This is a genomic window from Stenotrophomonas sp. 78350_Sma (genome assembly GCF_056482105.1).
In genome coordinates this window covers 2,032,295-2,044,128 of sequence record NZ_CM151182.1, presented here as the reverse complement: position 1 = coordinate 2,044,128, position 11,834 = coordinate 2,032,295, and the positions used below count along the sequence as shown (strand labels likewise).

6 protein-coding genes are annotated in these 11,834 nt (G+C 60.1%); 2 read left to right on the top strand and 4 right to left on the bottom strand.

What is annotated here, in order from left to right; genetic code table 11:
* Window positions 1–2 precede the first annotated feature (2 nt).
* Together ACZK4H_RS09580 and ACZK4H_RS09575 are read left to right on the top strand one after the other, a co-directional pair.
* Window positions 3–359: a hypothetical protein gene (locus ACZK4H_RS09580; RefSeq protein ID WP_099552913.1), complete on the top strand. Its 357-nt coding sequence runs from the start codon at window positions 3–5 to the stop codon at window positions 357–359.
* A gap of 333 nt (window positions 360–692) precedes the next feature.
* The gene (locus tag ACZK4H_RS09575) at window positions 693–4,667 is read left to right on the top strand and encodes a DUF4365 domain-containing protein (RefSeq protein WP_099552914.1); all 3,975 of its coding nucleotides are present in this window, start codon (window positions 693–695) and stop codon (window positions 4,665–4,667) included.
* A gap of 244 nt (window positions 4,668–4,911) precedes the next feature.
* Here the strand turns inward: ACZK4H_RS09575 and guaA are convergent, their stop codons facing one another.
* From guaA to ACZK4H_RS09555, 4 genes are all read right to left on the bottom strand, one after another.
* A complete protein-coding gene (gene guaA / locus ACZK4H_RS09570) occupies window positions 4,912–6,477 on the bottom strand; it encodes a glutamine-hydrolyzing GMP synthase (RefSeq protein WP_005413109.1) in 1,566 nt (521 codons plus the stop codon).
* A gap of 110 nt (window positions 6,478–6,587) precedes the next feature.
* Complete coding sequence (gene guaB / locus ACZK4H_RS09565) at window positions 6,588–8,045, bottom strand: IMP dehydrogenase (RefSeq protein ID WP_005416248.1); 1,458 nt, start codon at window positions 8,043–8,045, stop codon at window positions 6,588–6,590.
* Window positions 8,046–8,604: 559 nt separating this feature from the next.
* Window positions 8,605–9,483, bottom strand: a complete 879-nt coding sequence (gene folD, locus ACZK4H_RS09560; RefSeq protein ID WP_005409307.1) for a bifunctional methylenetetrahydrofolate dehydrogenase/methenyltetrahydrofolate cyclohydrolase FolD — start codon at window positions 9,481–9,483, stop codon at window positions 8,605–8,607.
* Window positions 9,484–9,693: 210 nt separating this feature from the next.
* A complete protein-coding gene (locus ACZK4H_RS09555) occupies window positions 9,694–11,526 on the bottom strand; it encodes a monovalent cation:proton antiporter-2 (CPA2) family protein (protein ID WP_099552915.1) in 1,833 nt (610 codons plus the stop codon).
* Between the last annotated feature and the right edge of the window lie 308 nt (window positions 11,527–11,834).

Genomic DNA, 11,834 nt, shown 5'->3' with positions numbered 1-11,834 from the left:
CCATGAACGATTCTGACATCCTCTCCGCCTACACCGTTGCTGAGCCCATCAACGACGACGCTTCCTTGCCCGACCTGAACTACCTCCTAGGCATCCTCAAGCGCATGCGCGGCTGCGAGGGTGCAGATGGGCACCCGTGGCCCGAAACCGATGTCTCGCCCGGCCGCCGCGTGAGCCTGGCGCGGAGCGAGCGCGCTATGGTGGGTGCGCTTACGGTGCTGGAGCTGCTACACGCGGCAGACCGCTGCCGGGTCGCAGCGGACCCGGAGCGGCATTTGGATGAGGGGGTTGTGGATGGGTTGTTTCTGGCTTGCCGGGGGGTGATTGAGTGGGCTTGCCGGGAAGTGAGGCCGGAATAGACCCCGGCGGCGCTGACATTGCTCTCCCATTTCACCTATCTCAATCCAGCCCTACAGACATCCGACCATTGGCGTCATCTGCCCGTAAGCAATCTATAACCAAAGCGATACCAACGGACGCGGTTCGTCGAAGTCACTAGATTCTTGCCACCTGCGCCGAAGCCATGCATTGCCATTTCCTCTTCGGTGACCACGCCTATCTTTCCATATCACCCGACTAGATTGCGGCCTAGCTAAGAAGCATCACCTCATGCCTCTTCTACTGCTATTGTCCTCGGCTAGGACAGCTACGCTGCGGAGTCCCCTACCTGCGGCTAACCGAATGAGGAAGCAATGGGCGCTAGCACAGATCGACCGGGCCGAGGCAATTCGCAACTCATAGGGCAGGATGCAGCTAGTGCGTTCAGCGCAAGTAGGCCCCGAAGATGGGCAATCAGTGGTCAGAACGAAGCTGATTACGGCATTGACTACCTAGTAACCTCTTTCAACTGTGACGAAGTTGCCGAACATATATTCCAGGTACAGCTTAAGGGCACCACCAACAGCTCAGCACGACTTTCAGACGGAATTAACTTCTCACACTCGTTTGATCGAGCAACACTGAACCTATGGCACTCTGCAATCACGCCGGTCGTGGTCATTGCAGTCGACTTCATAGACGAGCAAGACCCGAAAACAGCGCCCGTTTACTACAAATTTGTAAGCCCCGAACTCGATGATCTGCTGACGGGAATACCTGAAAATCAGGCAAGTGCAGTCATTCGAATTCCTCGACGCCAGATCCTCACAAGGGACCTTGATCTATCCAAAGAAATTGACATATATCTCACCGAATATCATGAGGCGCGACGACAGAATCGAGAGCGAATTCATGCCGGCGGGGACAGAATAGCACAGGATTCATACTCTCTACATATTGCTCGAGACAGCACAAGATCGCGAGATCAATTATTCGAAATTGCAGACGCAGGCCTCGAAGAAATAATAAGCACCACCTCATCATCAGGCAAATTAAGACAGGCGTTGACCATTGTTCGAGATGGCGATGTCAGGCGCGCACTTTTCGAATCTGAGAGCTTAATCAACGACTCATCCCTGACTAGCGATCTCGAGCGCGGCATTGCAGAATTCATTCGATATCAATCACTGTCGCTTGCTGGAGAACACGCTGAAGCAGATCACCATCTCAGCAATGCCTCCCTACTTGCCCCGGAAGTGGACGCCGTTAAAGGAGCGACTGCACAGAATGAACTTGACGACATTCCTCTAGGTCCGAGCGGAGTAGCTTTAAGAGTCGCGCTTATCGAACGCCTGAGCAGTTCAACAGGACCCAGCTGCCGCATAATTCTATCGAAGCTCCACGCGTTGGAGCGGAATTTTTCTGCTGCAAGGGAATCCATCAAAGACATTTCGAGCAACGCAGCGGCTCTTGCAAGGGTCACCATTACAATCTTAGAGGGGGACTGGCCGAAAGTAATTAGCGAGGTTACCAGTGCCTCGACCCTGCCTGGCCTCACCAGGCTGCAGGAACTGACTTTGGTTACTTTTGAAGCGCGCGCGCGCTTTCAGCTATCCATGGGACAGCTGACATGGCCCGAAGAAGGCGAACTGACCATTCCTCCCAGCGGCATTCAAGGTATGGATCTAGACCAACTTAGCGAGGCGCACGAACTGGCTCGAAGAGCACTCCTAATAGCACATGGTCTAACTTGGCCAGCTGTAATCAACTACATCGTCGATGTTGTTGCGATCTCAGCGATGGCACTTGGTCGACTTGATGCAATCATGCCAACGCTTGCTTCACTCGCCCTTGAACGTGCGCACGATTATCAGATACGGCAAACCGTTTCACGGCTCGCATTGAATTCCGATCAACCAGCACTCGTTATTAAGCTGAGGGAAAAAGCGGGCCCTGCATCGCTTACCGCAGACGAGGAACTAACGGTCGGCGTGGCCGCTTGCCAGATCGGAAATCCAACTCTTGGCTTTAAATACGTTGGGGCAACCGATCTTTCGGCACTCCCAGATAGCGACATAAATTTGGCTTCACTCCTTATGATTGGCGCTGCCGCAAATGCAGCGTCTCGGAATGACATATATTCCAAGATCAGCGCGAGACTGAGAAATTCAAATAGCTCTATGATTTATGGAGCGATGCTCGATGCAACTGTGGCAGTAAGAAATTCGTCCCTGTCTCGTGTCGACGCACTGCAAAATCTTGCTAACGAATGGGAAAAACTTGGCCGTCCGGATCCGATCGCAAAACATGTCATTCTAAACTCTGACACCTCAGATCGCGAAGAGGCCGAGCGGGTAATCCTGATGGGCGAGCATCTGTCCGGTCACGCGGTCTTTGATGAGGACCAAGTGCTTGCCATAGGCAGATCCTATCTCACGCTAAACAACTATGACTCAGCCATTGAAGTTCTTTCCAAAGGCTCCCGCCAGTACCGGAGCCCACGAATTATGTCTCTACTTGGTATTTCCTTAGAACTTGGTGGCTATCCAAGTCGTGCATTCAGCATTTTCACCGAACTCGTCGACAACGGCAGCGCGAGCGAATCAACCTGCAGAAATTTTATCAATGGCGCGGTCCGCTTCGGCCTGACAGAGAAGGCAGAGACAATCGTGCGCGGCCAATTAATGTCCGCGACTGACCGAAAGGTTAGGCTTCAATTACTCTCAATGCTCTATCAGATCGAGTCACTCTCAAGTAGTCGTAACAAGGTCCTGTGGGATATTGCCAACCAGTACGGCGGCATCTCAGATCGCGATGACGAGGAAGAGGAAGGGACTTTCTTGCAACTTGCACTAATGGCAAGCAGTGGCAGCGAGAATTCAGGGGATGACCAGCTAGTCTTAGACCTGAGATCTCGAATTGATTCATTCGTGGACAAGTTCCCTAATTCAAAGCACTTCAGATCATTCAAGATGCCTGACTCAAGTCATCCTGGCGATCTGATCGATGCACTGAACGCCGCAATTGGCATAACGCCGGAAGAACAGCATCGCCACGAGTCAACGCTACGCGCACTTGAGATGGGAGAGCTACCAGTTCCGTTCTCTTGGCGTCCACGCATATTCTTAAGAAACGTACCAGACGTGTTGACTCTGTGGCATCTCAGGGAAGTAGCCCCAGTGGAAAACGCGGCGTGGCACTTCAGCACATATGCCGCCGGATTGTCGCGGACGAAACCGAAAGATCTGCGCACAGGCCCCGTATTAATCTCCTTGGTATCTCTGCTGGTGCTCGATGAACTGGAGATTCTAGATCTAGCGCTTGACACCTTTGAAACTGTTATCGTGGCGCGCGGAACACTAATTTCCCTCCAGAACACCAGAGGCATGGCCGGCTCAGGCATTGGCAAGGATCGCGCGAGCAGAATCATCACTGCTCTGACTGCTCGACTCCCCAAGATTCGACACCCGCATTTCCCGCCGGACGATTCAATTAATAAGGAGAGACCGTGGCATGCCGAGGAAAACCTTGCGGTAAGAACAACCGACTGCGTCTACTACTGCGACGACATCATTGAATCCATCATGGTCTGCCATATCGACCCTAGTGAGATCGAACCAGACGCACCCAGTATATCGACGGTGGAATTTCTATCATTCTTGAACAAATGTGGGTTAATGAATGCAGAGGTGGTGCCCGATAAGCTCGCGCAACTTGTCGATCTAAAAATAGGCATTCAAGTTGAGACAACCTATCTGCTTTCGGCGATCAGCGACGAACTGCGCTCATCAGATTCATGGCAAGCTGCCACCGGCTCCATTTTCCAGAATTGCAGCTTCGCGAAATTATTGAATGGCATATGGACACCAACCAGACCATTCGAGAATCTACTTACACACTTTGCAGAGACAATTTCCAGTTATATAGACCCCGAAGAAGCCCAGCAAGGTGCCTTGCCATTACTTTGGGAGCGTTGGATCACGGCAATTAGACTACAGGATAAACCGAATATTACCACTCTACAGAAGACGGCATTGGCTTTTATCTTAGCCGCCCAAAGGATTCGCGAAAAACAGGGCGTAGCTCGTTTATGGACTTCCTTCTGGAACGCAATAGGACATTCCAGCGTTGCCCCTGATCAGCACGATGATCCAGATATAGTCGGAACACGAGCAGTAGCTGCGATGCTCGGCGATCTACAGGGAAGAAAAGCGAGCACCGACGTCGCAGACGTATCCACGCACATTCGATCAGGCCTGGATAGTAACGCGCAGCTGGACGCCATCTACTCTGATCAATACTTGCAGTCGAGCGCAAGCGCCGCCATCAATGCTATCCGCGCAAAATAAGGTGCGTTCTAGAAATTGACTGGAACGCTAGTTTTTATTATCAAACCAAGCAGACTGGACTTGCAGTACCACTGAATCTAGGACGCAACTCACTCACGCGAAATCGCAGCCCGCTTGAATCCTCCAACGACCCAGTCTGGAATAATTGCGTAATTCCACCAGATTGCGCCCCTTCGAGACCGCCGGGGGGCAAGGCCCCGCCTCAAAAAACAAGGGCGCCTCTCGGCGCCCTCATTCTTTCAACTCACTCCCACTCAATAGTCGCCGGCGGCTTCCCCGAGATGTCATAGACAACTCTTGAAACCCCCCGCAACTCATTGATGATCCGGTTGCTCACCGTACCGAGGAACTCATACGGCAGATGCGCCCAATGCGCCGTCATGAAATCAATCGTCTCCACGGCCCTTAGCGCAATCACCCACTCATAAGCCCGCGCGTCGCCCACCACGCCCACAGACTTCACCGGCAGGAACACGGCAAACGCCTGGCTGGTCTTGTCGTACAGGTCCGCCTTGCGCAGCTCATCAATGAAGATGGCATCAGCCTTGGCCAGCAGTTCGGCGTATTCGCGCTTCACTTCACCCAGGATACGCACGCCCAGGCCCGGGCCCGGGAACGGATGGCGGTAGACCATGGTGCGCGGCAGGCCCAACTCGACGCCCAGGCGACGCACTTCGTCCTTGAACAGCTCGCGCAGCGGCTCCACTAGGCCCAGCTTCATGTGCTCCGGCAGGCCGCCCACGTTGTGGTGGCTCTTGATCACATGCGCCTTGCCGGTCTTGCTGCCGGCAGACTCGATCACGTCCGGGTAGATGGTGCCCTGCGCCAGCCACTTGGCGTTCTTCAGCTTGTTCGACTCTTCGTCGAAGATCTCAACGAACAGATTGCCGATGATCTTGCGCTTGGCTTCCGGGTCGCTCACGCCTTCCAGTGCGGCGAAGTAGCGGTCGGCGGCATTCACGCGCACCACCTTCACGCCCATGTGCTCGGCGAACATCGCCATCACCTGGTCGCCTTCCTGCCAGCGCAGCAGGCCGGTATCCACGAACACGCAGGTCAGCTTCTCACCGATGGCCTTGTGCAACAGCGCGGCCACCACGGACGAATCGACGCCGCCGGACAGGCCCAGGATCACTTCGTCATCGCCCACCTGTTCGCGCACACGGGCGATCTGGTCGTCGATGATATTGGCGGCGGTCCACAGGGTTTGGCAACCGCACACGTCCACCACGAAGCGGCGCAGCAGCGCCTGGCCCTGCAGGGTGTGGGTCACTTCCGGGTGGAACTGCACGCCGTACCAGCGCTTTTCTTCGTTGGCCATGGCAGCCACCGGAATGCGGTCGGTGGTGGCGGTGATGGTGAAGCCCGGCGGCGCAACGGAGACGTGGTCGCCGTGGCTCATCCAGACATTCAGCTTCGGCTCGCCGCCGTGGTCGCTCAGGCCCTTGAACAGTGCATCCGGGTTGATCACGTTCACTTCGGCGTGGCCGAATTCGCGCTGGTCCGCAGCTTCGGTGGCACCGCCCAGCTGCGCAGCCAGGGTCTGCATGCCGTAGCAGATGCCGAAGATCGGCAGGCCGCTGTCGAACACTTCCTGCGGCGCGGCCGGTGCACCCGGCAGCGTGGTCGATTCCGGGCCGCCGGACAGGATGATGCCCTTGGCGCCAAACGCCGCGATCTCGGCCGGGTTGTGGTCCCACGCCCAGATTTCGCAGTAGACGCCCAGCTCGCGGATGCGGCGGGCGATCAGCTGCGTGTACTGCGCGCCGAAATCGAGGATCAGGATCTTATCGTTATGGATGTTGGTCATGGCGCCCTGGCAATGCAGTAGGGAAAACGAAACTTCGAATGCTTTTTCAACAGCAGATAGAGAAAGAGGAACGGGAATCAGCTTCCTCGTTCCTCTTTGCTCGGCCCGCGTCAGGCGCGGTAGTTCGGCGGCTCTTTGGTGATGGTCACGTCGTGGACGTGGCTCTCACGCTGGCCGGCGCCGCTGATCTTCACGAACTTGGGCTTGCTGCGCATGTCTTCGATGGTGGCGCAGCCCACGTAGCCCATGGTGGCGCGCAGGCCGCCCATCAGCTGGTGGATGATGCCGCCCACCGGGCCGCGGTACGGCACGCGGCCTTCGATGCCTTCCGGCACCAGCTTGTCGGCGGTGGCGGCGTCCTGGAAGTAGCGGTCCTTCGACCCCTTCTCCATGGCAGCCAGCGAACCCATGCCGCGGTAGCTCTTGTACGAACGACCCTGGTACAGCTCGGTCTCGCCGGGCGATTCCTCGGTACCGGCCAGCAGGCCGCCGACCATGATGGTCGAGGCACCGGCGGCCAGCGCCTTGCCGATGTCGCCCGAGTAGCGGATGCCACCGTCGGCGATCAGCGGGATGCGGTCCTGCAGCGCTTCGGCCACCAGATCAATGGCTGTGACCTGCGGCACGCCGACGCCGGCGACGACGCGGGTGGTGCAGATCGAGCCCGGGCCGATGCCGACCTTGACCGCGTCCGCGCCGCTGTCCAGCAGCGCCAGTGCGGCTTCGCCGGTGCAGATGTTGCCACCGATGACCTGCACGTTCGGGAAGTTCTTCTTGACCCAGCTGACGCGGTCCAGCACGCCCTGCGAGTGGCCGTGCGCGGTATCCACCACGATCACGTCCACGCCGGCGGCGACCAGCGCTTCCACGCGGCGATCGGTATCGCCACCCACGCCGACGGCAGCGCCGACCAGCAGGCGGGTCGACAGATCCTTGGCAGCGTTGGGGAAGTCGGTGTTCTTCTGGATGTCCTTGACGGTGATCAGGCCACGCAGTTCGAACGAGTCATTGACCACCAGCACCTTTTCGATGCGGTTGCGGTGCAGCAGCTGCAGCACTTCGTCAGACGCGGCGCCTTCCTTGACCGTGATCAGGCGATCCTTCTTGGTCATGATGTGGCGGACCGGATCGTCCAGTTCGGTCTCGAAGCGCATGTCGCGGTGGGTCACGATGCCGGCCAGCTGGCCGTCGCTGCCCACCACCGGCACGCCGGAGATGTTGTGCGCCTGGGTCAGGGCCAGCACGTCGCGGATGGTGGTTTCCGGGCCAACGGTGATCGGGTCGCGGATGACACCGGCCTCGAACTTCTTGACCTTGGCCACTTCCGCGGCCTGCTGTTCCAGGCTGAGATTCTTGTGGATGATGCCCATGCCGCCGAGCTGTGCCATGGCGATGGCCAGGCGGGCTTCGGTGACGGTATCCATGGCTGCAGACAGGATCGGAAGCTTGAGCTTCAGGTCGCGAGTCAACCGCGTTTCGAGGTTGACGTCCTTGGGCAGGATGGTCGAATGGGCGGGGACGAGCGAGACGTCGTCGTAAGTGAGTGCTTCAGCCTGGATGCGCAGCATCGGCATACCCGAGATGTGGGGAAGCGCGACATTTTACCCCTTTTTCGCGCCGTGTGGCAGGGGGTAGATGCGACGCAGTGTCGCGCGGGCGGTGATTGGTTCAGGGGGCCATCCGGGCCGGCGGCATACCGCCTTTGGTAGGTGCCAACCTTGGTTGGCACGGGCCGTCCGGCACCTGGACCCCAGATGGGCCGATGGTCCCGATGGATGTGTGCCAACCAAGGTTGGCACCTACCAGGAGCGAGTCATCGGCCTGCCTTTGGTGGGTGCGGACCGTTGGTCCGCACTACCCTTCAGACATCTGTGCTCCTGCATTGTGCCGACCAACGGTCGGCACCCACCTTAAGAGGATCACTCGGGCCAGTCCTGGAGCGCCTTTGGTAGGTGCCAACCTTGGTTGGCACGATCCGTCCGGCACCTGGACCCCAGATGGGCCGATGGCCCCGATGGCTGTGTGCCAACCAAGGTTGGCACCTACCAGGAGCGGGTCATCGGCCTGCCCCGGCATTGTGCCGACCAACGGTCGGCACCCACCAACAGCAGATCTCCCAATCGCAGGTCAGCTCAGCGCTTCCGCCGCTTCCAGGGTGTTCTGCATCAGCGTGGCCACGGTCATCGGGCCCACGCCACCCGGCACCGGGGTGATCCAGCTCGCCCGCTGGGCAGCCGCTTCAAACCCAACGTCGCCCACCAACCGGCCGTCATCCAACCGGTTGATGCCAACGTCGATCACCACCGCGCCCGGCTTCACCCACTCGCCCGGCACGATGCCCGGGCGGCCCACCGCCACCACCAGGATGTCGGCGTTGCGCACGGCCTGTTCCAGCACGTCCTTGGGGGTGAACTTGTGGCAGCTGGTCACGGTGCAACCGGCAATCAGCAGTTCCAGGCCCATCGGTCGGCCGACGTGGTTGCTCACGCCCACGATGGTGGCGTTGCGGCCGCGCACCGGCTGGTCGGTGTGGCCGAGCAGCGTGGTGATGCCGCGCGGGGTGCACGGGCGCAGGCCGAACTCGCGCAGGGCCAGGTGGCCGACGTTTTCCGGGTGGAAGCCGTCCACATCCTTGCGCGGGTCGATGCGCTGGATCAGCCGGCGTGCGTCGGGGATGCCCGGCAGCGGCAGCTGGATCAGGATGCCGTTGATCTTCGGATCGGCGTTGAGCTGGTCGATCAGGTCGAGCAGCTCGGCTTCGGTGGTACCGGCCGGCAGATCGTAGTCATGTGCTTCGATGCCGACCTTCTCCGCGGCACGGCGCTTGTTGCGCACGTACACGGTCGAGGCCGGGTCGCCACCGACCAGCACCACGGCCAGGCCCGGGCGGCTGCCGCCAGCGGCCACGCGGGCGTCGACGCGCACCTTCAGGCTGTCGAGCAGGTCCTCGGCGATACGGCGGCCATCGAGGATGCGGGCAGGAAGCTGGGAGGCGGAATCGGTCATCGGGAGCGGGCGTGGGGCGGCGGGGACGCTATTGTCCCTGATTCAGGCCCCCTCGCCCACCGCCGCGCGCCGACACCGCGCACCGGTAGTGCCGGCCGCTGGCCGGCAACCCGATAACGTCGGAACGTTTACGTATTTGCCGGCCAGCGGCCGGCACTACCGACGGATGGTGCGCTGAGGTTGCCGGCCAGCGGCCGGCACTACCGGGCTTTATTCTTCCTCTTCCGGCACATCCTGCGGGTTCAGCGTCTTGCTCTCCCGCTTCGGTGCGGTGAACGGGGTCGGCGTCGGTACGCCCTGCGGGCTGTTGCCGTAGATCATCCGCGCGCCGGCATTCAAACCACCACCGGCAATCTCCAGCTCGAAGCGCTCGGCATCGCGGCGACGGATCTGCTCGGCAATCTCGATCGCATCGTCCTCGTCCGCACCCAGCTCCACCAGCGCGGCCTGGCCAAACAACACCGCCGACTCAAACGTCTCGCGGATCTGGAAATCGACACCGGCATGGATCAGCCGCAGCGAATGTTCGCGGTCGAACGAACGCACCATCAGCTTGGCCTGCGGGAACTCGTGCGCCACCAGTTCCACGATGCGGTCGGCGGCCTCGGCCTTGTCCACGCACACTGCAATCGCACGCGCGGTCGCGGCACCCGAAGCATGCAGCACATCCAGGCGGGTGCCATCACCGTAATAGATCTTGAAACCGAAGCGCGCCGCGCTCTGGATCATCTCCACATCGTTGTCGATGATGGTCACGTCCACGTCGCGCGCCAGCAGCGACTGGCTGGCGACCTGGCCGAAGCGACCGAAGCCGATCAGCAGCACGCTGCCGGACAGGCCATCGGCTTCGTCCACACCATCCATGTTCACCGTCGGCTTCGGCGCCACGCGCTTGTAGACCAGCACCACCAGCGGGGTCAGCGCCATCGACAGCACCACCACGGCGGTGAAGTTGGCATTGATCTCCAGGTTGATCACGCCGGCCGATGCGGCGGCAGAGAACAGCACGAAGGCGAACTCGCCGCCCTGCGCCATCAGCACGCCGCGATCCAGCGCCTGCGCGTGGTCGCTACCCATGATGCGCGCGACCACGTAGATGCACAGCGCCTTGGCCGCCATCAACGCCAGCACCAGGCCGAGGATCAGCTGCCAGTTGCCAGCCACCACGCCCAGGTCCAGCGCCATGCCCACGCTGAGGAAGAACAGGCCGAGCAGGATGCCGCGGAACGGCTCGATGTCCGCCTCGATCTGGTGGCGGAAGGTCGACTCGCTGAGCAACACGCCGGCCAGGAACGCACCCATCGCCATCGACAGGCCGGACAGCTGCATCAGCAGCGCGGCACCCAGCACCACCAGCAGCGCGGCGGCGGTCATCACCTCACGCGCCTTCGATTCGGCCAGCAGGCGGAACAGCGGGTTGAGCAGGAAGCGGCCGACCAACACCAGGCCAACGATGGCGCCCACGCCGATCGCCACCGACAGCCAACGCGAGCCCTCGCCATCGGCACTGCCTGCGCTCGGGCCCATCCAGGCCACCAGCGCCAGCAACGGCACGATCAGCAGATCTTCGAACAGCAGGATCGAGACGATCTTCTGCCCCGACGGCAGCGCGATATCGCCGCGCTCGGCCAGCAGCTGCATCACCACCGCGGTGGAGGTGAGCACGAAGCCGGTGGCGCCGATGAAGGCCACCTGCCACGGCAGGCCGAACAGCTTGGCGATGCTGGTCAGCACCAGCGCACAGGTGACGATCTGCAGGGTGCCCAGCCCGAAGATTTCCTTGCGCAGGCTCCACAGGTGGGAGGGCCGCATCTCCAGCCCGATCACGAACAGGAACATCACCACGCCGAGCTCGGCGGTATGCAGGATGGCCTGGGGGTCGGAGAACCAGCCCAGCCCGAACGGTCCGATCGCCAGGCCAGCGGCGAAGTAGCCCAGCACCGAGCCCAGGCCGGCCCGGCGGAACAAAGGCACCATCACCACCGCCGCGCCCAACAGGGCGACGACCTTGACCAGCTCGCTGGTCGCTGCTTCTACCGCCATGCGGTGTTTTCCCCAAGATCCAGAATCGGGTTCAACAATAGAGCAATGCCGATGACGGCAATAGCACGCATGTTGCGCCGGATTGTCTTGAAGGTGGAACGATGCAGGGAGCGACCCCCAGCATCATCCCGAAACCATGCACCCGCCTCGGTAGGCGCCAACCTTGGTTGGCACAATCCGAAACCACAACCTGTAGAGCCGAGCCCACGCTCGGCTGCTCTTCGTGCCGAGGCCAGAAGCAGCCGAGCACGGGCTCGGCTCTACAGTAGATCCACGCCATGCGTGGATGAATCCCCGGCCAGCCTCAC

Excerpts from the sequence above, each read along its gene's own strand:
- ACZK4H_RS09580 (WP_099552913.1), top strand. The coding sequence starts at position 3 with ATGAACGATTCTGACATCCTCTCCGCCTACACCGTTGCTGAGCCCATC.
- ACZK4H_RS09575 (WP_099552914.1), top strand. The coding sequence starts at position 693 with ATGGGCGCTAGCACAGATCGACCGGGCCGAGGCAATTCGCAACTCATA.
- guaA (WP_005413109.1), bottom strand. The coding sequence starts at position 6,477 with ATGACCAACATCCATAACGATAAGATCCTGATCCTCGATTTCGGCGCG.
- guaB (WP_005416248.1), bottom strand. The coding sequence starts at position 8,045 with ATGCTGCGCATCCAGGCTGAAGCACTCACTTACGACGACGTCTCGCTC.
- folD (WP_005409307.1), bottom strand. The coding sequence starts at position 9,483 with ATGACCGATTCCGCCTCCCAGCTTCCTGCCCGCATCCTCGATGGCCGC.
- ACZK4H_RS09555 (WP_099552915.1), bottom strand. The coding sequence starts at position 11,526 with ATGGCGGTAGAAGCAGCGACCAGCGAGCTGGTCAAGGTCGTCGCCCTG.